Below are 24510 nucleotides of genomic sequence, written 5' to 3'. Positions count from 1 at the left end.
GGGAAGCGATTATAGGAGCCGTGTTTTGCTATGTAAAATATCTCGATTTATATATGTTGATACTTTAAAAGTATTGTCACTCGTTGGCATCGACCTTGATCTTTGCATCGGCGGCCTGCCGCGCTTCGCGGCGGTATTGGCCGGGGCCGATATGGAAGTGGCGTTTGAAGACGCGGTTGAATGATGCTTCCGATTGATAGCCGACTGCGTCGGCGACGTCGGCCACGCTGCGCTGGCGGTCCGCCAGCAGATACTCGGCCTGCGCCATGCGCGTGCGGGTCAGGACTTCACCAGGCGTGGCGCCTGCCGCAGCGCGGAATAGCCGCGCAAAGGTGGTGCGCGACAGATGGCAGGCGTCGGCCAGTTCTTCCAGCGACCAGGCGCGGCCTGGCTCATTCAGCATGCACTGCAGCGCCCGTTGCAGGCGCGGCGAGGCCAGCAGCGCAAACAGGCCGGGGACTTTCTGCGCTTCTTCCTGATCCAGCCAGGCGCGCATCAGCAGAGCAAAAAGGGCCGATGACAATTGCGTCGTCACCGCATGTGCGCCGGGGCGCGGCATTTCCGTTTCGACGTTCAGCATGTTCATCAGGGTGCCGAGTCCGGCGAAGTCGGCGCGTCCGGCGGTGCGCACCAGCATCACCGGCGGCAGCGAGCGCAGCAGGACGGTGGCGGTTTCCGCAGCGAAATGAAACTGGCCGCACAGGATGTCGGTTTTCTGCCTTGTGCCGTTGTCGACGTTGGCGGTTTCCTTGCGGATCAGGAAGTCTTCTTCGCGGTGCGGCGCATCTTGCGGCAGCGCCTGTTTGCCGCGTCCGGCGGCGTGCAGGGTGTGCGCCGAACCATGCGGAAAGAACACGATATCGCCGGGCTGCAACGCCGTGCCTTGCTGTCCCTCCGCATCGAGCAAGGCGGTGCCGCTCAGGATCATGTGATAGCGGGCGACGCCGGCTGCGGCCGGTTGCTCATCCATGCGCCACGGCGCGCCGAAATGGCAATGGATATCCAGCACGGTGCGAACCGGATACAGCGCCAGCAGGCGGCTGAGGGCGTCTGAAGAAGTGTTCATCTCAAGCGGCACAGGTCGATTGGTACGATTGGTCAATTTATTGGCATATTTTGCCATTAAAAGTTTCATCGTGCCTCCCTATACTTCATTCCATACCGCGCTTGAACAGCAACGCAGATGCGACGCCAGGCGGGTTGCCACGATGCACTTATTGAATATTCATTGAACCATTGAACACTACTGAAAGGATTCATCATGTCTCGTCTTCATACTCAGGATATCGCTTCCGCCACCGGCCAGGCCGCACAACTGTTCGGCGTCATCAAGGCCGCCATCGGCAAAGTGCCGAACGCCTACGCCACTATCGGCAGCAACAGCCCGATCGTGCTGGAAACCGTACTCAGCATGGATGCCGCCCTGCGCAAGAGCTCGCTCAAGGGCAAGCAGGTCGAAGCCGTCAAGCTGGCCGTCAGCGAAGCCGCCGGCTGTGATTATTGCCTTGCCGCACACAGTTTCGCCGCGAAGCGTCTGGGTCTGAGCAGCGAAGCCGTCATCGGCCTGCGCCGCGCCGAAAGCTCGGGCGATGCGCAACTGGACGCGCTGTCTACCTTCGCACACTACCTGGCAACGACCAAGGGCACCGTGCCGGTGGAAGTCGTCGATGCCGTCAAGGCGGCCGGCTACACCGATGCGCAGATCGTCGATACCTTGCTGGCGATGGCTGCCATCAATCTGACCAATCTGTTCAATCGCGTCAATGACACGGTGGTGGATTTCCCTGCTGCCGATTGATCCGGTTCAGGTGAAAACAAAACGGCCTCCGGAGGGTGTTCCTTCGGAGGCCGTTTTTTGTCGTGCGGACGCGACTGCTTACTGTTTTCCCGGCACCAGGTATTTGGATTTGGCGCAGTAGATCTTTGCCTTGGTATCGGCATAGGCGATGATGCTGCCGGCTTGCGACTGGCGTTGCGAATACTTGCTGTTGTCTTCGAGCGAATAGCGGATGCCGACGTTTTTGCCGATGGCGTCGGACAGGGCTTGCGGCGTGCTGTTGACCACGGCGCCGATGAAGTCGGCCGGGCTGCTGCTGTCGTTGACCAGTACGTCGGTGATTTCCATGCCCCAGATATTGCTGCCGGCAGCCTTGAACCAATAGGCGCCGCCTTCGTTCTTGTACGGTTTGCCGAAGGCTTCGAAGAGATAGTCGTAGAAGTATTTGCTGTTGAGCTGGTTCAGGCACAGCAGGGCGTTGCCGACTTCGATGCCGAAGGTCGCCGCCGGTGCTGCGTTGGCAATGCCGGTGATGCCCGGCGCCAGCAGCGCGCAGGCGAACGCGATGCGATGGATGATTTTCAAACAAACTCCCTGTTGCGCGCGGCGTCTTTCTTGAAGATGCCGTCAGATAGTGGATGGTGCAATGCGCAGATTGTAGGGGGCTTTTCCTTTTTTTGCTAATGCAAAGGCTGCGGCGCGAGCCGTCTGGCGTTGTTGCAGCTCCTTGCCGTAGCACTGCTACGACGCGTTGCTGCGCCTGACCAGCGGACCTCCAGCGCAGTCTAGCTTTGAATGAATGCTTATGCGTGCCGCCCCGATTTGAGGACGGTCTCGCCGCGTTGTGAAGATGTTAACTTGCCGCTGAGACTGCCGAGGCCGTCGATGAAGGAGGCGATGCCGGTGCCTTTGACCATGACGCAGGGCTTGCCCATTTTCTTGCAGAGTTGTTTGACCAGATGATAGGCGTTGTGGCTGATGTTGCCGGAGGCGCAGACCACCATGTCGGCGCCGTTGAGCATCGGCTGCAGGCGGTGCAGGCTGTCTTCGCGGCCGCCGTCGTGATGGATGAAGCGGCCCTGGCGTTCCTCGATGGCGTGGCGGTAATGGTTGCGCGCGCCGGTCAGGCCGCCGACGCACAGCACACATCGGTCGGCCAGGCTGAAGCCGGAAGCATTGATGACTGCGGGGACGGTGGATGCCGTGGGGGCGTAGCTGTTCTTGTTCGTCGCGCGATGCATGGAGACCTCGGTTGTCGTGGGCGCCTCGGAGGAGACGTGTCCACAGACTAAACCGTTAGCCTGCGCGCGCGAACGAAGATATTGGCATCTGGATATGCGGATTTCTAATACTGAGACTTTTTCACCGCCCGTACGAAATCGGCAAGACGGCGGCCGGTCTGGTCCGGGTAATTGTCTGCATCAACCATCTTGCTGACGCGGTCGAGGCGGAACGAGCGAAAGTCGCTGCGGGTTTCGCACCATGCCGCAATCGACCAGCCGCCGCCCCAGAAATACAATGCCAGCGGCCAGATCACGCGCTGCGTCGCCTGGCCGCGTGCATCGACGTAGTCGAGTTGCAGCTTGCAGCGTCTGCCTATGGCCTGGCGGATTTCTTCCAGCCGTTCGCCGTGGGCCGCTTCGATATGAAAGCTGGGCGCAAACAGGGCGGTGTTTTCGACAAAGTCGCGCTTGTCCCTGGGCAGCGCGAGCACGATCTTGGCCAGCGAGGCTGCGGCAGAAGCCGCCAGTTGCGGACCGCCCCAGGCCTGCACCATGCGCATGCCGATCACCAATGCGTCGATTTCGTCAGGAGAGAACATGAGCGGCGGCAGGTCGAAAGCCGATTTGTTGATGCGATAGCCGACGCCTGCTTCACCCTCCACCGGCACGCCTGACAGCGACAGATCGCGCACGTCGCGGTAGACCGTGCGTTCCGACACCGACAGCCATTCGGCCAGTTGGCGCGCCGTGGTGAGACGGCGCCCGCGCAGGTACTGGGTGATCTGAAACAGGCGGTCGGCTCGGCGCATGGGTTCTGCCAGAAAGGGATAGGGTGCCATTCTGGCATGACTTGCAGGCGCTGCCCACCGTCGTTGAGCGACGACGGGCTGCCGCTTATTGCATGGCGTGCAGCGCGATGCGGTTGCCTTCGGTGTCGATGAAGTGGGCAATGTAGCCGAGCTGCTTAGGCAGCTCCAGCTTGTCCAGCACGACCTTGCCGCCTGCCGGCGCGATGCGGTCGATGGCTTTCTGAATGGATGGACCGGCGTCGAGGTAGACCAGTACGCCGTCGGTGCTCGCTTTGAATGCCTGCGTCTCGGTCAGGCAGCCGCAGGACTCGCCGGCGACATCATTGAAAATCGCCATCGATGCAGAGTCGAAATCGGTTTCGACGCGCAGTTTGTCGTTGAACACGGCTTCGTAGAACTTGGTGGCGCGGGACAGATTGGTGACGGGAATTTCGAACCAGTTGATGTGCGTAGTCATGATGTTTTCCTTGTTGTCTTGGTTGGTATGCCGGTTGGCATGGAAGACATCATGAGGGGGTGCTCCTGACACCATTGTGTCAGGAGCCTTGCTTGCGGCAAGGACGATCTGGCGGCGTTGCTTCTCCTTGTCGTACGTTCGTACTGCCTGCGTCGGCGCGCCTTGCCAGCTCGCCCTTGCCACAAGCAAGGAGTTTGAAGGAAATTTAATCAGGCGATGATGCCGGCTTCGCGCGCTGCTTTCTCGTCGGCGCGTTCCGCATAACGGCGTGCCAGCACGGCGCACAGCATCAGCTGCATCTGATGGAACACCATGATCGGCAGCAGCACGATACCCACGCCGGTGCTGCTGAACAGCACCGACGCCATCGGGATGCCGGAAGCGAGCGACTTCTTCGAGCCGCAGAACACCAGCACGATTTCATCTTCACGCGAGAAGCCCAGTGCACGGCTGCCGAAGGTTGTCAGCACCAGCACACCGCCCAGCAGGATCGCATTGACCAGCACCAGCAGCGCAAGCTGTTGTGGCGGGAACAGATGCCACACGCCTTGCACCACCGCTGCGCTGAACGCCGCATACACCGCCAGCAGGATGCCGCCGCGATCGACCACGGCCAGCAGGCTCTTCTTGCGCAAGACCCAGTCGCCGATCCATGGGCGCAGCACATTGCCGAGCACGAAAGGCAGCAGCAGTTGCAGCAGGATGCCGGTGACCTGTTCGATGCCGCCGCCGTCCTGATGGCGGTGCAGCAGCAAGGTCACCAGAATCGGCGTGATGACGATGCCCAGCAGGTTCGACGCCGTGGCGCCGCAGATGGCCGCCGGCACGTTGCCGCGGGCGATCGAAGTGAAGGCGATTGACGATTGCACCGTCGAAGACAAGGTGCAGACGAACAGCACGCCCAGCCACAGGTCGGGCGTCAGCAGGCCCGGAAACAGGGCTTGCAGCGCCAGCCCCAGCAGCGGGAACAGGATGAAGGTGCTGCTCAGTGTCAGCAGATGCAGGCGCGGTTGCTTGAAACCGGATAGCGCCGCTTCACGCGACAAGCGTGCGCCGTGCAGGAAGAACAGCAGCGCAATGGCGGCATTGCTGGCCAGATGCATGAAGTTTTCAAAAACGCCGGTCGCGGGCAGCAAGGTGGCAAGCAAGACCGTGCTGAGCAGCATCAGCGTGAAGGTGTCGGGAAGGTAACGTTTCATGGCAGTAAGGATGGGATAGGAAAAGACGGCGGGCAGGATGGAGATGGCAATCCGACGGCAGTTCCGGCCCTTTGTCACATGATAGGAAAACCGGCTATCATCGGGAACCCCTTTGATCGCGTTGACTGCCATCGGATATGCCGATGACCGGCAAGAATCAGCGAGGAATCAGGAAGGAATCAGGAGCCGCCATGTTCAACCCCGTCTGGCTGAAAACCTTCAGCACCGTCGCCGCCTCCAGCAGCTTTACTGAAGCCGGACGCCGGCTCGGCCTCACGCAATCGAGCGTGAGCGATCACATCCGCCGTCTGGAAGACAGCACCGGGCGCCGCCTGTTCGTGCGCGACACGCATTCGCTGGCGCTGACGGCGGATGGTGAAAGCCTGCTGATCCACGCGCGTCTGATCCTCGAAGCGCATGCCCGCGCCGAGGCGCAGTTCAACGCGCCACGCTTGCGCGGCCGGGTACGTTTCGGTACGTCGGACGATCTGGCGATGGGGCCGCTGCCCGACATGCTGGCGTTGTTCCGCAACAAGCATCCCGAGGTCGAGCTCGAAATCACCATCGGCCTGACCGGCGAGCTATACGAGCACCTGGACAACGGCGAACTCGACTTGATCGTCGGCAAGCGCCGTCCCGGCGAGCAGCGCGGCCAGGCGATGTTCCGCACACCCCTGGTCTGGCTGGCGCGGCCGGAGACGACGGTGGATCTCAACCAGCCGCTGCCGCTGATCCTGCTGCCGGAACCCAGCGTGACGCGCGCCGCCATTCTTAACACCCTTGGCGCCAGCGGTCACCACTGGCGCATCGTCTGCACCAGCGGCAGCCACGCCGGTTGCATGGCGGCGGCGCGCGGCGGGCTGGGGCTGACAGTCCTGCCGCAGCACCTGGCTACCCGCGAGTTGACCTTGCCTGTGAACCACGCCAGCCTGCCGGTGTTCCCCGATGTTGAATATGTCGCGCTGACGGCGAAGCGTCTGAGCCGTCCGGCCGATACGCTGTTCCAGATTCTCATGGAGAGCGAATTGCACGCGCCGCCGGGCAAGTGACCGTCTTGCAGTAAGATCTTCGCATCAGTCAATGATAAAAACAGGGAGATCAGGATGACGGGTAAGAGCATGCAAGCGGCGGACGCACAATTCGCTACGCGAGTGGAAGAGAGTTTCGCGCGGCAGCGCGCGTTGCAGACCATCGGTGCGCGACTGCAGACGGTCGCCCCGGGGCTGGTTGAAATCCGTCTGGATTTCCGTCCCGAGCTGGGCCAGCAAAACGGTTTCCTGCATGCCGGCATGAGCGCCACGATTGCCGATACGGCAGGCGGCTATGCGGCGATGAGCTTGTTCGGCGAGGGGGAAGACGTACTGACCACGGAGTTCAAACTCAACTTGCTGGCGCCTGCCCAGGGCGAATATTTCATCGCGCGCGGCAAGGTGATCAAGAGCGGAAGAACACTGAGCATCTGCCAGATCGAGGTCGCCGCGTTTCGCAACGGCATTGAATCCTTGTGCGCCTACGGCCTCATGACGGCCATGCGCATGCTGCCGCCCAAGCCATAAACAGATGGTAGAAGCGGAGACCGCAAAGCAGCAAACTACGCAGACAATGCGGCGTCGACGATCAGCTCGGGCCGGTTGAGTGCACGGATGCGGCGGTCGACGAAATAGCCGCCTGCTTCGGTGTAGCGCAGATAACAGCGGCCGCAGACGTCGCAGGCAGCGACGTTGCAGCGGTTGTAGGGGAAGTAGAGCGGAGCAACCGGTGCATCGGCTGCGTCATAGCGTGTGCCGTTGGGGTGGTATTCGGCAAAGCCTGGCTCGTCGTAAGGATCGGCGTACAGCGTGCCGACATCCTTCAATTGCGACTCAGGAAAGGACAGCGGTGTGCTGGTCCACGCAGCCAGTAACGGTTCGGTGCAGGAGCAGGCTGTTGCGATGCTTGCACCGCGTTGCGCCAGTGCGCGCAGCCGCTCACTGTCGAGCAAAGGTAAATCGGCCATGAAGCTGCTTACTTTCCGCCGAAGGAGATTTTTCCGCCCTGCAGTTGAGCGGTGCCGCCGCCGAGGTCGCTGAGCACCTGCCACACCTGGCGCGCGATGCGCATTTCCACACCTTCGTAGACGGTCTTGACGGCGACGATGCGCGCCGATTCCGCGGCGACGAGATCTTCTTTCATCTCGGCTTGTTCGGCGATCAGGTCTTTGACTTCCTGCGCCAGCATCTTGCGCTTCAGTTCGGCTTCTTCTCCGACGCCGTTCTTGGCTTTGTCGGGATTTTGCTTGTAGTGGGCGAGCTGCTTGATGGTGCGGTCGAGCTCATCGAGCTTCTTCTGGAATTCCTGTTCCTTGGCGCGCAGCTTTTCTTCCAGATACGGATCGAGACCGACCTGGATCTTGGTCGTCGCAGCGCTCGGTGAACCGAAGGCAACGGCCTTGACCATCATCGTGGCTTGCGCGCGGCCGCCGATGATCTGGCCCAGCTTCGGATTGGTCTTGCCGACCAGGATTTCATTGCCGGCCATCATTTCGCACTGGCGCGCATTGCCGGCGATCATGATGTCCTGGCGCGCCTCGATCAGCGCGCTTTCGGCGAACAGCGCCTGTACCGAACCTTCGGCCTTGATGCGCGCGGCGATTGAGGCGGACACGCCAGGCTGGGTTTCAGAGTGGCCGATGATGCCGCCCTTGACGAATACATTGCCGCCGGCAATGATCTCGGCGGCTTCCACCGTGCCATGCACGAAGACATCGCCGGAAACATGCAGACGCATGCCGGTCTTGACGTCGCCCTTGATCTTCACCGTGCCGGAGAAGGTCACGTTGCCGGTGCTGAGGTCGACGTCTTCGATTTCGACGATAGGATTGATCTTCACGCCGTTGGTGATCAGCGAGGGCTGACCGGCGATGGCGGCGACCAGCAGATCGGGATTGTCTTCCTTGACTTCGGCGCCGACGCAATCTTTGTTGAAAGTGATTTCGGTAATCGGCTTGGCCAGCACGGGCTGACCTTTGAGGTTGACGCCGTTGACGCCGGGCACCGTCGGAATGCGGCGCATCAGCGGATCGCCGATATTGATCAATAGCAGATGGCCGAGGTCGGCGTAGCTGACGACGGCGTCTTCATCGACTTCCGCGAGTTCTTCTTCTTTCTCTTCCAGCAGGCTTTCAAAGCGCGCCTGCTGGCCTTCGATCGGCTCATCGCCCTTGGCGATCAGCAGTTTGGCACAGTGGCCCGCGCTGAGCGCGCCGCGCAATTTTTCATGCATGATGCCATGCGTGATGCCGCGTGCACGGATCTCGTTGACCACTTCGACGGCGCGTGCGCGGCCGCCTTGCGGCGGCACCAGCGTCAGATAGGCGCCCATCAGGTCTTCGGAAATTTCAAGCAGGAACTCGCCGTCGCGGCGTTCGCCGATCTTTTGCGAAAAGGCTTCCTTGGCCGTGGCGGCCTTGGCGGCAAAATCGCCCAGCATCGCTTCGTCAATATAGAGCTTGGTAAAGCCGCCGTCAGTGAGTGCCTGTTTCAGAATCACGAGATTTGGGACTTGCACACCCTCAACCGGAGTGAATGCCGCGACCAGTTCTCCGCTGACTCTGTCGAAGTTGAACGACAGCGATTGCGGGCTTGTTTGTTCCATGATATTTCTCGGAAGTCCTTATGCTTAGCTAATCGGCAAGAATTCCGGTTCCTTTAAATGTGATTTTGTTGTGTGGCAAGATCATCCTGTAAATCGCCGTTAAGTACAAGGTTTGTTTAGGACGCTACCGTCGACTTGTCAATATGATAATTGTAGAAAAAAACGATACAACTGCCGCAGAACAACGTTATCAGGCCGGCCGCAAAAGTACGCTGGTCAGCATCGTCGTCAATCTGGTGCTGACCACGCTGCAGATCATTGCCGGCGTGTTCTCCGGCTCGCAGGCGCTGGTCGCCGACGGCGTGCATTCGCTTTCCGACCTGGTGGCGGACTTCGTTGTCCTGTTCGCAGCATGGCAAAGCAGGACGCCTGCCGACGCCGATCACCAATACGGCCATCAACGATTCGAAACGGCGGCGTCGCTGGCGCTGGGAGGCACCTTGCTGGCGGTCGGCATCGGCATGCTGGTATCGTCCTTCTTCAAACTGCAAACGCTCAATGTGCAGGTGGTGCATATGACGGCGCTCTGGGTGGCGCTGGCGACGCTGGTGAGCAAGGAGATCCTGTTTCGCTACATGCTTCGCATCGCCGAACATGTGCGTTCCAGCATGCTGGTCGCCAATGCCTGGCATGCGCGTTCGGATGCAGTGTCGTCGCTGGTGGTGGCGCTGGGGATCGCCGGAAACTTGCTCGGTTTTCCTTTACTCGATCCGATTGCTGCGCTGATCGTCGGGCTGATGATCGTGCGCACCGGCGCGGTGTTTTTCTGGCGCGCACTCAATGACCTGATGGACAAAGCGGTATCGGAAGAAGAGTCGCAGGCCATACGCGAAACGCTGCTGGCAACACCCGGCGTCTTCGGTGTGCATGACCTGCGCACGCGCAAGATGGGCGACATGACCATCGTCGACGTACACCTTGAACTCGACGGCAACCAGACCGTAACTGAAGGCCACGCCATCGCCACATCGGCGCGTCAACGCGTGCTGGAGCAGCATCATGTGCTGGATGTGATGACGCATGTTGATCCGGTGCAGCGAGACGATACGTAACGTAGATTTTCAGCAATGAAAAGTCCGGTTGATGCCGGGCTTTTTTCATGGCGAGATGTTTTTTAATCCGGCTTTGTCAACTTACGTGGCGGCAGGTTTTTGAATGTATTTTCCATGGATAGATTTGCTGAATATCTGGCGTTGACAAGCGTAAAGATTCTTGAGGCGCTGACGATAAACTGACAAGCCTGTGCGATAGGTTTTTCCTGAAAAGCGACGGGCTTAATCCGCATCCCGGCGGGCCTTCCGACATGGCTCTGCATCTCCGCTACGTTGCCGCACCCAGGAAAATAAAATGATCTCTGGACTCCCTGCCAGCCAGGCGCCGCTGAAGGATACGTCTTATTCTTCACCGAAGATTGCAGCGCAATCGGATACGCCGATAACTGTCGTGTCGACTCAGGACATCGACACCATTGTGCAGATTTCGCCGCAGGCACAACAGCTGGCGCAGCTTGATGCTGCCGCTGCGGCACTGAACAATCAGAAAGAATGGAAGCAGCAAAAAAAGCCCAAGACGCTGCTCGATTACATTGAAGAACTGGAGGTGCGCGGACGTGGCCCGCGCGCAGAGGAGGCCGAGCGCAGACGGCAGCAGCTCGGTAACTGGATGCCGATGATCGCCGTCGAGCATCCGCAGCAGAGTCCGCAACCACCGTCGGATCCGGCGTTCCGGAACGCCTTGTACCGGGTACAGCATCAGGACGTTCCGATTGTGCACCCGGGAGGGACATGAACCACCGGCGCAGGTCGATGCACGCTTTCGCGACAGCAACGCCAATCCGGATTTGTCCAAGATGCTGGGCGCGGTGTTCAGCGAGCAGATCAAGGACAAGTCAGCGGGCTGAAGAGGCGGCGACTACCAGCTGGTCTCCCGCTCCGCCGTCGACGAAATCTTGTGAATTGACAAATCCGCACCCTCAAATTCCTGTTCCGCATCGAGGCGGATGCCGATGGCTTTCTTGAGCAGGCCGTAGACGATCCAGCCGCCGAGAGAAGCAATGGCAATTCCCAGCACGGTGCCGCACAGCTGCGCCATGAAGGACACGCCGCCGATGCCGCCCAGTGATTTCATGCCGAAGATGCCGGCTGCCAGGCCGCCCCATGCGCCGCACAGGCCGTGCAGCGGCCAGACGCCGAGCACGTCGTCGATCTTCCATTTGTTTTGCGTGCGCGTGAACATCCAGACGAAGATGGCGCCGGCGATGCCGCCGGTGACCAGCGCGCCGAGCGGGTGCATCAGATCGGAGCCTGCGCACACCGCGACCAGTCCCGCCAGCGGACCGTTATAGACGAAGCCGGGGTCGTTCTTGCCCATGATCAGCGCGACCAGGGTGCCGCCGGCCATGGCCATGAGGGAGTTGAGCGCGACCAGGCCGTTCATCTTGTCGAGGGTTTGCGCGCTCATGACATTGAAGCCGAACCAGCCGACCGTGAGGATCCAGGCGCCCAGCGCGAGGAAAGGGATGTTCGATGGCGGATGCGCAGCGACCGCGCCTTCCTTGGTGTAGCGTCCGCGTCGCGCGCCCAGCAACAATACCGCAGGCAGGGCGATCCAGCCGCCGACCGCATGGACCACGATGGAGCCGGCGAAGTCGTGGAACTCGGCGCCGAAGACGTTCTTGATCCATGCCTGCACGCCGAAGTGCTGGTTCCAGGCGATGCCCTCGAAGAAGGGATACACCAGGCCGACCAGCACTGCCGTGGCGATCAGTTGCGGGTGGAATTTGGAGCGCTCGGCGATGCCGCCGGAAATGATGGCGGGAATCGCGGCAGCGAAGGTCAGCAGGAAGAAGAACTTGACCAGTTCAAAACCGCTGCGAGCGGCCAGCGTCTCGGCGCCGCTGAAGAAACTGACGCCGTAGGCGACGTAGTAGCCGACGAAAAAGTAGGCGATGGTCGATACCGCAAAATCGGCGAGGATCTTGACCAGCGCATTGACCTGGTTTTTGCGGCGTACCGTTCCTAGCTCTAAGAAGGCAAAGCCGGCATGCATCGCCAGGATCATGATTGCGCCGAGCAAAATGAAGAGCGCATCGGCACCATTTTTGTGATCGTCCACAGAAAAATCTCCCAATAATTGTGCAAAAAAGTTTAAAAAGCACCTAATAAAGCAAAATTCATTCCATTTCGGTGCAAATTTTTAAATAACTGAATTTAAAGGACATTTTTTTGTGACTTTTGTTGATGCAGGAAAACCGCACGCAAACCGTGCGAAATGATGCGTCCGCATGGTGCGCCATAAAAGACGAGCTGTTTGCGCAAAATCGAGGGTGTCGTTTGTCTGGAGGGCAGAGAATGGAAGTAATTCAGGGTTTTATTCAGGAAACATCGAAAATTCAAAGACGAGTGCGCGCAGCGCTGTAGCGATCGGCATCTGTTCATGGAACGGTCATATTGCATTGCTACATTGCAATTTTTCGTGTGTGCAGCCAAGGAGTCCGCCATGTCCGATGATCAATCCTCTTCACCTTCCAGCTCCGGCTGTAACGATAGTCATGACAGCCGCGACGGCAATGGCCGCCGCGACTTTCTGCGCGACGCCGCGCTCGGTACCGGCGCGTTGCTGGCCGCCGGTACGCTCACTCCCGCGTTCGCGCAGCAAGCACCCGCCATCGTGACGTCCGAGCGTTTGCGTCCGCAAGTCGACAGCGGCGCCATGAGCGGTGACATCACACGCGATGCGGCGATGCTATGGAGCCGCACCGACCGCGCGGCACGCATGGTGGTGGACTATTCGGTCAACGAGAATTTCAAGAATGCGATTACCGTCGCCGGACCAGCGGCGCTGGCACGTAACGATTACACCGCGCGCGTGGACTTGCGCGGCTTGCCGGTATCGCAGCGTTTGTTCTATCGCGTGCGCTTTCAGGACTTGCAGCACGAGTCGGCATGGAGTGCACCGGTGACCGGTAGCCTGATCATTCCCGGCGGTAGCGAGCGCGACATCAGTTTTGCGTTTTCCGGCGACGAAGCCGGGCAGGGATGGGGCATTAACGAAGCCTGGGGCGGTTACCGCGTGTATGAAACCATGCGCCGCTTCAAGCCGGATTTCTTCATCCACTCGGGCGATCAGATATACGCCGACGGCCCGATCCAGGCCGAGGTGACGCTGGACGACGGCAGCATCTGGCGCAATCTGGTGACGCCTGCCAAATCCAAAGTGGCGCAGACGCTGGATGACTATCGCGGCAACTTCGCCTACAACCTGATGGACGCCAACAAGAAACGCTTCATGGCGGAAGTGCCTTTCCTCGTGCAGTGGGACGATCACGAAGTACGCAACAACTGGTATCCCGGCCAGGTGATCGGCGAGGCGGAGAAGCGCTATCAGGAACGTGAGCTGAACGTGCTGAAACAGCGCGCGCGGCAGGCGATGTTCGAGTACAACCCATTCCGCATCGACGTCGCCGATCCGGAGCGCATTTATCGTTCGTTTAACTATGGTCCGCTGCTGGAAGTGTTCATGCTCGATGAACGCAGCTACCGCGGCGCCAATTCTCCGAACCGCCAATTGGTGCCAGGGCAGGATGCTGCCTTTCTCGGTGCGGCGCAGATGCGCTGGATCAAGCAGGCATTATTGCGGTCGCGCTCGACCTGGAAGGTGGTCGCCAGCGACATGCCGATTTCAATCGTCGTGCCGGATCTGAATCCGGATGTGCCGCAAGGCACTTTCGAGGCATGGGCCAATGCCGACAACGGTAAACCGTCCGGACGTGAGCTGGAAGTTGCCGAGCTGCTGCGCTTCATCAAGCGTCACAACATCAAGAACGTGGTATGGGTGACGGCGGACGTGCACTATGCGTCGGCGACTTATTACATGCCGGAGAAGGCGCAGTTCACCGACTTCAAACCGTTCTGGGAATTTGTCGGCGGACCGCTGCATGCCGGCACCTTCGGACCCGGCGAGATCGACCGGACATTCGGTCCGGACGTGCGCTATGTGAGCATCCCGGCCGACATGAAACAGAATCGCTCGCCGGCCGACTTGTATCAGTTTTTTGGTATCGGCAAGATCGATGCGAAGACCAGAGTGATGACGGTATCCCTGCATAACGTCGACGGCAAGAATCTGTTCACCGTCGAATTGCCGCCCGAAGTGTGAGCGCAAAGGCCTCCGGTGCATCTGCCGGAGGTGTCTGCATCGCGTGGCATGGGATCCGATCAGAATTGCGATCCGCCGCCACCCGTGCCGCCCATGCCACCCATCCCGCCCGAACCTCCCATGCCGGCGCCGCCGCTGCGCTTGCCTCCCATACGGCCACCTCCGCCCTCACTCTTTGCCGACGCGCCGCCGCCATGTTCGGCCACACGCTGTAAGCGGTCGGCGATGAATGATTGAACCGCCTGCCGTTGCGTATCGTCCAGCGCATCGGCAACGGTCAGCCATAGTTCGCGCAGTTGGCGGCTGTCTGCTTCCGAGAGCGCTGACTCCTGATCGACGGCGCGTCCGAGATCACGCAGTTCAAAACCGGGGTTGTTCATGTTGCGCGCGGTTTCTGCCTGCAGACGATCGCGCCGTAATTGACGTTGCCGCACAATGGCCAGCGTCTTTTGCTCGGTCTGGCGCCACAGGGTTTGCTGGTTGGGGTTGAGATTCAGTTCGGGTTTGAGCTGTTGTACTGTAGCGATGATGTCTTCCGGGAACAGATCCATGAGTTGCGTGGCATGTGCCGGCAGCGCCAGACATGCCGACAGGCTGAGCGTGGCCATGGCGATGCGCAGACAGCATGCAAAACGGGAAGGGAAAACGAGATGTTTCATGGCTTGCTTTCGTCGAACGGAAAGCAGGATTTAAACAGTTCCCCGGTGCAGCATGCGCGAGGGAAGCAATTGGTAACACTTCGTTAAGCTGTGTAAATAAGAGGAGCCGCCGGCATCGGCAACTCGTGGGTGTTCAGCGCGGGCCGGCCAGTTTCAGCGAGATGGATTTGCAGGTCGCGAGCAGAGGATCGATGTAGGTGGCGAGCAGATTTTCATGCTTGCGGAAAACCGGGATGCTGATGCTGATGCAGGCGACCGGTGCACCGTCGCTGCCGCGGATGGCGGCGCCGAGGCAAAAGATTTGCGCTTCGTTCTCTTCGCGGTCTTCAGCGTAGCCGCGCTGCTCGGTCATGGCGATTTCTGCACGCAAGGCTTCCGGATCGGTGATGGTGTGCTCGGTGAATTTCTGCATCTTGACGGCGCGCAGCAGGCTGCGGCGTTGTTCTTCACCCAGCGCGGCGAGGTAGGCTTTGCCGACTGAACTGGAATACAGCGTCACGCGTGTGCCGACGCGTGAGGTCATGCGCACGGCTTGCGGGCTTTCCAGCTTTTCGATGTAGACCATGCCGTTGTCGCTGGGCACGGCCAGATGGACGGTTTCGCGCGTGGTGTCGCGCAGCGTGTGCAGGGCGTCGATCGCGGCTGTGCGGATGTCGGATTTGGCCCACGATTTGCTGGCCAGATTGATCAGGCGTGGACCGAGTTCAAAATTCTTTGTACGCGGATTTTCCACCACCATGCCTTCGGCCATCAGCGCGGCGAGGATGCGATAGACGGTAGGGCGCGGATAACCGCTCTGCGCGCTCAACTGGGCAATCGACAAGGGCGCTTCCTGATCGGCGATCAGTTGCAGAACGGCCATGAATTTGGAGAACGCAGCGGTACCGGCGATCTTTGGATTCTCTTCGGCAGAGGTGTCGGGAGTCGGCATAGTTTCAGGCGGTCGGGCGCAAAGGGCGGGAAGGCGGAGGACTGCAGAGGCGCATTATAGCCGAGGGATTTTCCGGCGCCGCCAATCTGGACGGCGCCGGAAAAAGGCAGATCAGGTACTGCGGAAAAACACTACGACACCAGATAGCCGCCGTCGACCGGCACCACGGCGCCGGTCATGAAGGACGCTGCCGGTGTGCACAGGAAGGCAGCGACGTTGCCGATGTCCTCCGGCGTGCCCCAACGGTTCAGAGGCGTGCGTTGCAGGATGGGGCCGGAGCGGGCCGGATCTTCCTGCAACGCCTTGGTCAGCGGCGTCGCAATCCATCCCGGCGCCACCGCGTTGACGCGGACGCCGTCTGCAGCATAAGCAATCGCCAGCGACTTTGTCAGTTGTGCGACGCCGCCTTTGCTGGCGCTGTAGCCCGGCACCAGACCGCCGCCGAAGAAGCTCAGCATCGACGCCAGGTTGACGATGCAACCCTTGCTTTCCTTCAGCAGGGGACGCGCCGCCGAACAGACGCGCATGGTGCCGGTCAGGTTGACGGCGATCACTTGTTCGAAGACCTCGACCTCATGCTCGGCGCCGCGCTTGATGATGCCGGCGCAGTTGATCACGATGTCGAGTTGTCTGATGCCTGCGAACAGGTTTTTGACGCTGTCGTCGGACGCCACGTTGAGTTCGGCCAGCGTGACGTTGGTGCCGGCGAACTCTTCGGTAGCGAACGGCGGCAGGCCTGCTGCGATCACGTTCGCCCCCATGGCGGCCAGCTGGCGGGCGACCGCGCCGCCGATGCCTTGCGTGCCGCCGGTGACCAGGGCGGTCTTGCCCTGGAACAGGTTGGGAGTAAATGTCATGTGCTTTTCCTTATTTGCGTGAATCAAAAAATCAAGCCGGCGCGCTGTCGCCTTCGATCGGCTTGTTCACCACGAACATGTACACAAGCGCAGCAGCGAACGCGACGGCGGCGCTGATCAGCAAAGCGTTGACGAACGAATGCGTCTTGTCGACCACGACACCGGTGATGACCGGCGCCAGCGAGCCGCCGAGGTAGCCGCCGAAGTTTTGCAGGCTGCCCAGCGAAGCCACCAGACGGCGTGGAATCGCCACGCTGACCAGCGCCCATGCGCCGCCGCTTGCCATGTTCACGAACGCCATCGCCAGCGAGATGTAGACGATCGCCATGGTGGTGCTTGGTGTGTAAGCAGCAGGAATGGTGAATGCGCCCGCACCGATCAGGCCGGCGCAGATCGGCCACTTGCGGCTGCGGATCGGCGCCATGCCGCGCTTCATCAGGCCGTCGGCAATGTAACCGGAAGACAGCATGCCCAGCGTGCCGAAGATGTAGGGAATCACCACCACCCAGCCGGTGCGCGCGATGCTCAGGTGACGTTCATGTTCCAGGTAGGCAGGCAGCCATGTCAGGTACAGCCACACCATGTAGATCACGCCCATAAAGCCGAACAGCATGCCCCAGGTGGTGCGGTATTTGAACAGGCCTTTCCACTCGTGCCAGGTCAGCTTGGCGTTGGCGTTCGGATCGTTGTCGGTGCCGTCGGCCAGATACAGGATTTCGGATGGCGTCAGTTCGACTTCATTGCGGTTGCGGTAGAAAATGTACCAGCCCACTGCGACCGCGATACCGGCGATACCCATGATGACGAACATCATGCGCCAGCCGAACGACAGCATCAGCACGGTCAGAATCGGCGGCGCGAGCGCAGGGCCGATGGTCGACGAGGCGACGAAGATGCCGGTCGGGCCGCCGCGCTCGCGCACGGCGAACCACTCGGAAACCACTTTGGCGCCGGCCGGGAACTGCGGCGCTTCACCCAGGCCGAGGAACACGCGCGCCACCAGGAACTGATGCAGCGAGCCGACGAAGCCGCCGGCCAGTTGCGCCACCGACCACACCATCATGCCGGCGCCGAGCATCACGCGCGCGCCGAACTTGTCGAGCATCGCGCCGATCGGCAATTGCGAGAAGGCGTAAGCGAGTGAGAATGCGGACAGCAGCAGACCCATTTCCGATGCGCTCAATCCCAGCTCCTGGCTGACGGAGTGGTTGGCGATGGACAGCGTGCTGCGGTCGAGGTAATTGACGATACCGGCAAGCATCAGGAACGTCAGTGCAACCCACTGAATACGTTTGAGCTTGCTGCTCTTTTGGACTTCCATGTTGTCTCCAATGTAAATGTAAAGCGCTGCAGGCAAACAGCTTCTGAGCTACATCACCTGCTTGCGCCGTCTTTGCGGTGCTTTAGGGCCTGCTATCAATCAATTTGCGAGATGCGTTTCAACCAGAAGGCGTGCTGGCAAGGTGCGTGGCGTAGCAGGTGGTGGGCCCACCTGCAAGCCATGCGACGCAGCCAGCGCGCCTTCTGGTTGAAACCCTTCGGGAACGGCTGCAGGCGTCGCCTGCCGTTGTTGCAGCTCCTTGCCGTAGCACCGCTACGACGCGTCGCTGCGCCTAGGCAGTCAACGCCTGCCGCGCGTTCGCACTCGCAAATTGATTGATAGCAGGCCCTCCTGCAGCGTTATGAAACGTCCGCTGGCTTGTGACCGACGGACGGCTGTTACTGATACGACTTAATACGTTGCGCGTCCGCCGGACAAGTCGAACACAGCGCCGGTGTTGAACGTGCACGAACCGGAGCACAACCAGGCGACCATCTCGGCCACTTCCTCGACATAGCCGAGACGGCCCATCGGGCTCTTGCTGATCATGGTGGCGACGTGCGCCGGGCTCATCTGTTCCAACAGCGTGGTCTTGACTGCGGCCGGAGCCAGTGCGTTGACCAGGATGCCGGCATTGGCCAGTTCCTTGCCGAGCGACTTGGTCAATGCCAGCACGCCCGCTTTGGAGGCGCTGTAGGCGGACGCGTTGGGCGTGCCTTCTTTACCGGCCAGCGACGCGATGTTGACGATGCGGCCTTGCCCGGCGGCGCGCATGGCGGGCACCACCGAGCGGCAGGTGTGGAACACGCCCATCAGATTGACTTCAACGATGCGATGCCATTCGGCGACGTCGTATTCGTCCAGCGGCACGGTCGAACCGGCATAGCCGGCATTGTTGATCAGAAAATCGATGTGGCCGCGCGACGCCAGCAGGCGTTGCGTGGCGGCCTCGACCGAAGCCGGATCGGTGACGTCGACGGTGTCTTGTGGGAAAGACGAATCGACGGCAGGCTTCAGGTCCCAGCAAATGACTTCCGCGCCGGCCTGCGCCAGACGCGCACTGATGGCGGCGCCGATGCCGCCGGTACCGCCGGTGACCACGGCAACCGCGCCCTGGAAGTTGTAATCGGCTTGTGCGTAGCTCATGGCGTCGGTCATTTCTTAACGCACGAACTGCTGCACGAAATCGGCGCCCAGACCGACCTTCTCATAATGCGCCTTGCACATTTCGAGTTTGGTGAAGACGTCTTCATAGCCCTCGAACTTGCCGAACGGATCGCAGTAGTACATCACGCCCGTGATGTGGAAGTAGGTGATCATTTCTTCCACGTCTTCCGGCACGTACAGGGTGTGGGTTTCGCCCGGCGGTTCGAATACGTAGCTGCCTTGTTCGGCGATCCAGTTGTGTTCCAGATAGCGCCAGCGGCCTTTGAGCACCATGCCGTGCACCGGCGCCGGATGGCGATGGCGGCTCAGCACGCCGGACTTGCGCACGCGCAGCAGGTTGGTCCAGTAGCCTTGCGAGACATTCAGGCACAGCGGACGGAACCAGACGTTCTCGGCTTGCGGCACCCAGACTCTTTCATCCTCGGGAATGGCGGAGCCGACCACGATCTCCAGCGGCGCTTCTTTCGGGTTCGGGTATTGGTAGGGCATCATTTTCGATGCCTCTGGGGTAGTGGGTTGCATATGTCTTCTCCTCAGGTTTTCGGCGATTCCGGTTGCTTCGGACTATTCTGTTGTCCAATATATGGACATATAGTCTGCAATGTGGTCACTTTGAATCAATCCGAAGAGTATGTCAAGCCGTTCACGTTGAGTCCATACGCGCAGATACGAGCAAAAACCGCATGCGCACTGAGGGAAAAGAAAATCCGTCCAATGGTCAGACCACTAATCACGAGCGCGGATTGTGCACCTTCAACGCGCCGCTGAAAAGGGAGATGAAAAAAAATCCGCGAGGCTGCGGATTTTTTCACTTGGTCAGGAAATGGTCAGGAAACCGGAGGGAGTTATACGAGCCGGATTGTGTCTGCAATTAGTCGTTCTGTTGCCACCGGATACGCGAACGCGTGCAGATTTACTTGTCTTCCCACTGCACTTCCTCAAACGCATGCACGAGAAAGTCGATGGTCGCGCGCACCTTGGCAGGCAGGTGTGTACGGCTCGGGTAGACCGCATAGATGCCGAGCTCGGCCGACATGTAGCCGGGCATGATCGGCACCAGTTTGCCGCTGCGGATATGCTCGCTCAACATGAAGGTCGGCTGGCGTGTGATGCCGATGCCGGCCAGCGCCGCGGCCACGCAGGTGTCGCCATTGTTGGCGTGCATGCGTACGTTGGTCTTGACGCTGACGGCGCCCTCGGGGCCTTCGAAATGCCACTCGTCCTTGTCGGCCGAGTAGCTGTAGCCCATCACCATGTGATCCTTGAGATCGTCCGGATGCTGCGGCGTGCCGTGCTTTTCCAGATACTCGGGCGAGGCGCAGACGACGATGCGGGTCGATGCCAGCTTGCGATAGATGAGTGACGAGTTAGGCAGGCGCGCGATGCGGATGGCAAGGTCGTAGCCTTCTTCGATGATGTCGACGATGCGGTCCGACAGCGTGATGTCGAGCTTGATGCCGGGATAGCGGCGCAGCAGGCAAGGCCAGACGTTGACCAGATGCAGCACCCCGAAGGTCTGTGGCACATTGATGCGCAGCAGGCCGGTCGGATCGGTATTGCCGACGGTGAGCATCTGGTCCGCATCTTCCAGCGCCGAGACGATGTGCTTGCAGCGTTCCAGATACAAGGACCCGGCCTCGGTCAGCGACAGCCGGCGCGTCGTGCGTTGCATCAGGCGTGCGCCGAGCCGCGCTTCCAGTTCGAGAATCGTGCGCGAAACCGCCGCCTTGGACACGTTCAGGGCATCAGCCGCCTTGACGAAGCTGCCCAGCTCGGCGACAGCAATGAAGCATTCGATTTCGCGCAGTTTATTCAAACGATTCTCTCTGAAGAGGTTCAGGCAGCAGCGGGTAAATCCGCGAGGATGGACGACTCAGTGCCGAAGGCGAAGGCATCCATGCGCAGGCTATGATACGTCGAACCGCTATCCAGATGCACCAGTTGCGTCCAGTCGTCGGCAGCGCCCATGGCGAAGAACAAGGTCAGCAGATGTTCGTCGGTCGGATGGGTGCGCACCGAGTGCGGCGCCGAATGGCGATAGTCCAGCAGCGCTTCCAGATTGCCCGCCTGCATCTGCGTCAGGAACCATTGCAGGAATTCGATCGTGTGCGGCGCATCCCCTGAATCCGGATCGTTGCGGCGCAGTTCGCGCAGGTTGTGCGTGAAGCTGCCCGAGCCGACCAGCAGGATGCCTTCCTTTGCCAGGGGCGCCAGCAACTGGCCGATCCGGTAGTGATAAGCCGGTGGCCGATGCGGTTGCAGCGACAACTGCACCACCGGGATATTCGCCTGCGGATACAGATAGCGCAGCGGCACCCAGGTACCGTGATCGAGACCCCAGCCATCGTCGGTCTGCGCGTGCAGGCCGGCGTCGCGCAGCAAGCCTGCTACGCGCTCTGCCAGTTCCGGTGAACCGGCGGCGGGGTAGTCCAGTTCATACAGCTCACGCGGAAAGCCGCCGAAATCATGGATCACGCGCTGTCTGGCCAGATTGCCGACGCGCGGCGTCTGGGTTTCCCAGTGCGGGGATACGACGAGGATGGCTTGGGGTGTGGGCAGGCGCTCGCCGATGCTGCGCAACAGCGGGCCGGTCTTGCCCGGTTCGACCGCCAGCATGGGCGAACCGTGGGAAACGAAAAGCGAAGGAAGTGCGATAGACATGATGTACTCCAATCCGGAATCGGGGCCGCAGCCCCGGGGGAAAACGTTTTGCTGACGATTATGCAGGCTTGTTCAGACTCTTGCGCTTGACGGCGAAGGCGCCGTTGCCGAGCAGATAGACCGCGATCAGCGCAACAATCCACATGGCCAGATATTCCCAGCCGCCCTTGGGGTTGCTGAAGAAGAAGCCGTTCTTGCCGTGCACGGTGACGATGGCGCCGACCAGGTCGATGGCCAGTGGAATCGCCAGCAGGTCGCCGTAGAAACCGATTACCAGCGCGATGCCGCCGACCACTTCCAGCAGGATGATCAGGTAAGCGAGAAAACCGGGCAGGCCCAGCGATTCAAAGAAAGCAGCGGTGCCGGGCAGGGTGAAGACAAAAATCTTCATTGCCGCGTGAGCGAGGAAAAACAAACCGGAAGTCACGCGCAGCAGGAAGGCGGCGTAGTCGGCTTTGGTATTGATGGTAGTGGTGGTCATGTTAGCTCCCGAAGATGAATGAGGCCATGATTGGCTTCGATGGGAGTAACTGTAGGGAAAAGCGAGTCCGGGATAAATAAGGCGCAGCGGGATGAATTGTCTCGATTGCGTTGACAATCGGAGCAATTCGTCCCGCCAGTGATGCTTAGGCCTGATCCTGCTTGGGCTTCGCCGCTTCACGGCGGTTGAAGCCTTCCACCATGTCGAAGCGGAACAAGCGGCATTCCAGGGCCCCGTTGAAGAACGGCGTCTTGCGAGCTTCTTTCAGGCGCAACAATTTCGGCAGGCCGAGGTCGGCGGAGAACAGAAATACGCTCCAGCCGGCGAAACGCTGCTTGAGCGTGGTGCCGAAGGCGCTGAAGAAGGCGACGAACAGCTCGTCGGTCGGCACGGCGGCATCGCCGCGCACGCTCAGACGCTCGCCGTAGGGTGGGTTGGTCAGCATGATGCCGGTGGCCGGATTGCCGTTTGCGTCGACAGGAGGCTTAACTTCCTGCGCCTCGATCTGCTTCAGTGGCACTTCGAACTGGATGCCGGCCTTGCGCAGATTGTTGCGCGCGATGTTGACCATGTCGCCGGAAATGTCGCTGCCGAAAATCGTTGGCACGGTCGGCAGAGCATTCGGCTTGAAGTCGCCCTTGATCGCCAGCCAGGCTTCGGCGTCGAAGTTGTCGAATTTTTCAAACGCGAAACGGCGGCGTGCGCCCGGCGGGATGCCGGCCAGCATCTGCGCTGCCTCGGCCAGGATAGTGCCGGAGCCGCACATCGGGTCGAACAGCACCATGCCGGGTTTCCAGCCGCTGGTGCGCAACAGGCCGGCAGCAAGGTTTTCGCGCAGCGGCGCTTCGCCGGTGTCGTCGCGCCAGCCGCGCTTGAACAGCGCTTCGCCGGAGGTATCGAGATAGATCGTGAAATTGTGCGCGTCGAGGAAGCCCGAGATGCGCATGTCCGGCGTTTTGGTGTTGACCGATGGGCGCTCGTCGAAACGTTCGCGGAAACGGTCGCAGATGGCGTCCTTGATTTTCAGGGTGGCGAATTCGAGGCTGCGCAGCGGCGACTTGACCGCGGTGACATCGACGCGGATCGTGTGCGAGACCTCGAACCAGTTTTCCCACTCTTGTTCGAGGGTCAGGTCGTAGATGTCGTTTTCGTTCTTGTAAGAACCGTGCGCGAGGCGCAGCAGTACACGGCTGGCGATGCGCGAACGCAGGTTCAGCTGATACGCGCCGATGATCGTACCGGAGCAATGTACGCCGCCGGGAACCTGGTTGTGTACCTTGAGGTTGGCATCCGGGCCGGCCAGTTGGGCGATTTCGTTGAGTTCTTCTGCGAGTGCGACTTCCAGGCCGCGCGGGCAGGGGCAAAAATAGGAATAGTTGGTGCTCATAAGGGGTACCTTTTGTCCGTTGGGGAGAGTGATGCCTGTGTTGCAGCACGATCTGATATCGCGTTGCGGGTGTTTCTTCCGGCGACGTCGACGGCATCTTCCGATCAACGCCGCCAGATTCCCGCCTGGGCGGGAATGACGAATCTTTTACTGCTGTTGCCGATGCAAACTGACCTTCGGCAACTTATTTCTCTGCAAATGCGCGTTCGACGAAATCGAGGCGGTCCTGACCCCAATAGCCTTCACCGTCCACCACAAACCATGGCGCGCCGAACACGTTGGCGGCGGTGGCTTCTTCGCTGAAGCGGTCGAACTCGGCCTGCACGCTGGCGGTCTCGGAAGACTTCAGCAGGCTCGCGCCGTCGTGGCCGAGGCCGTTGGCGATCGCCAGCAGCGTGTCGTTGTCGGCGATGTTCTTTTCTTCTTCCCAGATCGCGCGCATGACGGCGCCGGTCAGTTCCAGCGCCGCATTGGTGCCGTGCGCCAGTTGCGTGGCGATGATCAGGCGCGCGGCGGCGTCGCTTTGCACCGGAAAGTAAGTTGGCTGCAGGTTCATCGGCAGGCCGAGGAATTTGCTCCAGCGCGCCAGCTCCTTGAGGCGATACGCCTGGCGTTGCGGCGCGCGCTTGGCCAGCGGCAAGCCGCCGGACTGGCCGAAAATCTTGCTCAGGTCGAACGGCTTGAGCACGACCTGTACGTCATATTGCTTGGCCAGTGCGACAAAACGCGCGTGCCCCAGATAAGCAAAGGGGGAATGCGGCGCGAAGAAGTATTCACATACTTTGCCCATG

Annotated in this window: 27 protein-coding genes; 7 read left to right on the top strand and 20 right to left on the bottom strand. The window is 60.4% G+C overall.

Annotated elements, in window-relative coordinates:
• Nucleotides 1-76: 76 nt before the first annotated feature.
• Entirely contained in the window at nucleotides 77-1066 is a 990-nt protein-coding gene (locus AC1RN6_RS14535; protein WP_493006149.1) for an AraC family transcriptional regulator, read from the bottom strand.
• A 195-nt stretch (nucleotides 1067-1261) separates the two neighbouring features.
• Here AC1RN6_RS14535 and AC1RN6_RS14530 point away from each other — a divergent pair, with 195 nt between their 5' ends.
• Entirely contained in the window at nucleotides 1262-1798 is a 537-nt protein-coding gene (locus AC1RN6_RS14530) for a carboxymuconolactone decarboxylase family protein (RefSeq protein WP_493006148.1), read from the top strand.
• 78 nt (nucleotides 1799-1876) lie between these two features.
• Here the strand turns inward: AC1RN6_RS14530 and AC1RN6_RS14525 are convergent, their stop codons facing one another.
• The 5 genes from AC1RN6_RS14525 to AC1RN6_RS14505 form a co-directional block, all read right to left on the bottom strand.
• The gene (locus AC1RN6_RS14525; RefSeq protein ID WP_493006147.1) at nucleotides 1877-2362 is read right to left on the bottom strand and encodes a hypothetical protein; all 486 of its coding nucleotides are present in this window, start codon (nucleotides 2360-2362) and stop codon (nucleotides 1877-1879) included.
• Between the two features lie 218 nt (nucleotides 2363-2580).
• Nucleotides 2581-3018: a DUF2325 domain-containing protein gene (locus AC1RN6_RS14520; RefSeq protein WP_493006146.1), complete on the bottom strand. Its 438-nt coding sequence runs from the start codon at nucleotides 3016-3018 to the stop codon at nucleotides 2581-2583.
• A 104-nt stretch (nucleotides 3019-3122) separates the two neighbouring features.
• Entirely contained in the window at nucleotides 3123-3809 is a 687-nt protein-coding gene (locus AC1RN6_RS14515; RefSeq protein ID WP_493006145.1) for a helix-turn-helix transcriptional regulator, read from the bottom strand.
• A gap of 85 nt (nucleotides 3810-3894) precedes the next feature.
• On the bottom strand, nucleotides 3895-4266 hold the full coding sequence (locus AC1RN6_RS14510) for a VOC family protein (protein WP_493006144.1): 372 nt from the start codon (nucleotides 4264-4266) through the stop codon (nucleotides 3895-3897).
• A gap of 209 nt (nucleotides 4267-4475) precedes the next feature.
• Nucleotides 4476-5465 carry a bile acid:sodium symporter family protein gene (locus AC1RN6_RS14505; RefSeq protein ID WP_493006143.1) on the bottom strand — a complete coding sequence of 330 codons (990 nt, stop codon included), beginning with the start codon at nucleotides 5463-5465 and terminating at the stop codon, nucleotides 4476-4478.
• 191 nt (nucleotides 5466-5656) lie between these two features.
• On the opposite strand from AC1RN6_RS14505, the gene AC1RN6_RS14500 reads away from it, so the two are divergent.
• Nucleotides 5657-6514, top strand: coding sequence for a LysR family transcriptional regulator (locus tag AC1RN6_RS14500; protein ID WP_493006142.1), 858 nt, complete (start codon nucleotides 5657-5659; stop codon nucleotides 6512-6514).
• Nucleotides 6515-6568: 54 nt separating this feature from the next.
• Nucleotides 6569-7021, top strand: coding sequence for a PaaI family thioesterase (locus AC1RN6_RS14495; protein ID WP_493006141.1), 453 nt, complete (start codon nucleotides 6569-6571; stop codon nucleotides 7019-7021).
• 35 nt (nucleotides 7022-7056) lie between these two features.
• Here AC1RN6_RS14495 and AC1RN6_RS14490 read toward each other — a convergent pair whose 3' ends face one another.
• Nucleotides 7057-7461, bottom strand: a complete 405-nt coding sequence (locus AC1RN6_RS14490; RefSeq protein ID WP_493006140.1) for a hypothetical protein — start codon at nucleotides 7459-7461, stop codon at nucleotides 7057-7059.
• 8 nt (nucleotides 7462-7469) lie between these two features.
• Nucleotides 7470-9098, bottom strand: a complete 1629-nt coding sequence (locus tag AC1RN6_RS14485) for a flagellar assembly protein A (protein ID WP_493006139.1) — start codon at nucleotides 9096-9098, stop codon at nucleotides 7470-7472.
• 143 nt (nucleotides 9099-9241) lie between these two features.
• On the opposite strand from AC1RN6_RS14485, the gene AC1RN6_RS14480 reads away from it, so the two are divergent.
• The 3 genes from AC1RN6_RS14480 (at nucleotide 9242) to AC1RN6_RS14470 (ending at nucleotide 10998) form a co-directional block, all read left to right on the top strand.
• Complete coding sequence (locus AC1RN6_RS14480; RefSeq protein WP_493006138.1) at nucleotides 9242-10150, top strand: cation diffusion facilitator family transporter; 909 nt, start codon at nucleotides 9242-9244, stop codon at nucleotides 10148-10150.
• A 295-nt stretch (nucleotides 10151-10445) separates the two neighbouring features.
• Nucleotides 10446-10886: a hypothetical protein gene (locus AC1RN6_RS14475; RefSeq protein WP_493006137.1), complete on the top strand. Its 441-nt coding sequence runs from the start codon at nucleotides 10446-10448 to the stop codon at nucleotides 10884-10886.
• Nucleotides 10864-10998 carry a hypothetical protein gene (locus AC1RN6_RS14470; RefSeq protein ID WP_493006136.1) on the top strand — a complete coding sequence of 45 codons (135 nt, stop codon included), beginning with the start codon at nucleotides 10864-10866 and terminating at the stop codon, nucleotides 10996-10998. The genes AC1RN6_RS14475 and AC1RN6_RS14470 overlap by 23 nt, the downstream gene beginning before the upstream one ends.
• A gap of 11 nt (nucleotides 10999-11009) precedes the next feature.
• Here AC1RN6_RS14470 and AC1RN6_RS14465 read toward each other — a convergent pair whose 3' ends face one another.
• Nucleotides 11010-12212, bottom strand: a complete 1203-nt coding sequence (locus AC1RN6_RS14465) for an ammonium transporter (RefSeq protein ID WP_493006135.1) — start codon at nucleotides 12210-12212, stop codon at nucleotides 11010-11012.
• Nucleotides 12213-12596: 384 nt separating this feature from the next.
• Here AC1RN6_RS14465 and AC1RN6_RS14460 point away from each other — a divergent pair, with 384 nt between their 5' ends.
• Entirely contained in the window at nucleotides 12597-14255 is a 1659-nt protein-coding gene (locus tag AC1RN6_RS14460; RefSeq protein WP_493006134.1) for an alkaline phosphatase D family protein, read from the top strand.
• Nucleotides 14256-14314: 59 nt separating this feature from the next.
• Here the strand turns inward: AC1RN6_RS14460 and AC1RN6_RS14455 are convergent, their stop codons facing one another.
• The 11 genes from AC1RN6_RS14455 to AC1RN6_RS14405 all read right to left on the bottom strand — a co-directional run bounded on the left by AC1RN6_RS14455 (nucleotide 14315) and on the right by AC1RN6_RS14405 (nucleotide 24509).
• Nucleotides 14315-14914 carry a hypothetical protein gene (locus AC1RN6_RS14455; RefSeq protein ID WP_493006133.1) on the bottom strand — a complete coding sequence of 200 codons (600 nt, stop codon included), beginning with the start codon at nucleotides 14912-14914 and terminating at the stop codon, nucleotides 14315-14317.
• Nucleotides 14915-15047: 133 nt separating this feature from the next.
• A complete protein-coding gene (locus AC1RN6_RS14450) occupies nucleotides 15048-15845 on the bottom strand; it encodes an IclR family transcriptional regulator (RefSeq protein ID WP_493006132.1) in 798 nt (265 codons plus the stop codon).
• Nucleotides 15846-15976: 131 nt separating this feature from the next.
• Complete coding sequence (locus AC1RN6_RS14445) at nucleotides 15977-16702, bottom strand: SDR family NAD(P)-dependent oxidoreductase (protein WP_493006131.1); 726 nt, start codon at nucleotides 16700-16702, stop codon at nucleotides 15977-15979.
• Nucleotides 16703-16733: 31 nt separating this feature from the next.
• Nucleotides 16734-18023 carry an MFS transporter gene (locus AC1RN6_RS14440; protein ID WP_493006130.1) on the bottom strand — a complete coding sequence of 430 codons (1290 nt, stop codon included), beginning with the start codon at nucleotides 18021-18023 and terminating at the stop codon, nucleotides 16734-16736.
• Nucleotides 18024-18434: 411 nt separating this feature from the next.
• On the bottom strand, nucleotides 18435-19169 hold the full coding sequence (locus AC1RN6_RS14435; protein WP_493006129.1) for an SDR family oxidoreductase: 735 nt from the start codon (nucleotides 19167-19169) through the stop codon (nucleotides 18435-18437).
• Nucleotides 19170-19184: 15 nt separating this feature from the next.
• The gene (locus tag AC1RN6_RS14430) at nucleotides 19185-19712 is read right to left on the bottom strand and encodes a 2,4'-dihydroxyacetophenone dioxygenase family protein (protein ID WP_493006128.1); all 528 of its coding nucleotides are present in this window, start codon (nucleotides 19710-19712) and stop codon (nucleotides 19185-19187) included.
• Nucleotides 19713-20103: 391 nt separating this feature from the next.
• Nucleotides 20104-21006: a LysR family transcriptional regulator gene (locus AC1RN6_RS14425; RefSeq protein WP_493006127.1), complete on the bottom strand. Its 903-nt coding sequence runs from the start codon at nucleotides 21004-21006 to the stop codon at nucleotides 20104-20106.
• A gap of 20 nt (nucleotides 21007-21026) precedes the next feature.
• Nucleotides 21027-21851 carry a dioxygenase family protein gene (locus AC1RN6_RS14420; protein WP_493006126.1) on the bottom strand — a complete coding sequence of 275 codons (825 nt, stop codon included), beginning with the start codon at nucleotides 21849-21851 and terminating at the stop codon, nucleotides 21027-21029.
• A gap of 58 nt (nucleotides 21852-21909) precedes the next feature.
• Complete coding sequence (locus tag AC1RN6_RS14415; protein ID WP_493006125.1) at nucleotides 21910-22332, bottom strand: DoxX family protein; 423 nt, start codon at nucleotides 22330-22332, stop codon at nucleotides 21910-21912.
• Nucleotides 22333-22477: 145 nt separating this feature from the next.
• Entirely contained in the window at nucleotides 22478-23719 is a 1242-nt protein-coding gene (locus AC1RN6_RS14410; RefSeq protein ID WP_493006124.1) for a THUMP domain-containing class I SAM-dependent RNA methyltransferase, read from the bottom strand.
• A 184-nt stretch (nucleotides 23720-23903) separates the two neighbouring features.
• Entirely contained in the window at nucleotides 23904-24509 is a 606-nt protein-coding gene (locus AC1RN6_RS14405; RefSeq protein WP_493006123.1) for a 2-hydroxychromene-2-carboxylate isomerase, read from the bottom strand.
• Nucleotide 24510: the final 1 nt, after the last annotated feature.

Source organism: Herbaspirillum sp. GW822-FHT03A08, from assembly GCF_058801885.1.
This window is presented reverse-complemented; position numbering and strand designations above follow the sequence as displayed.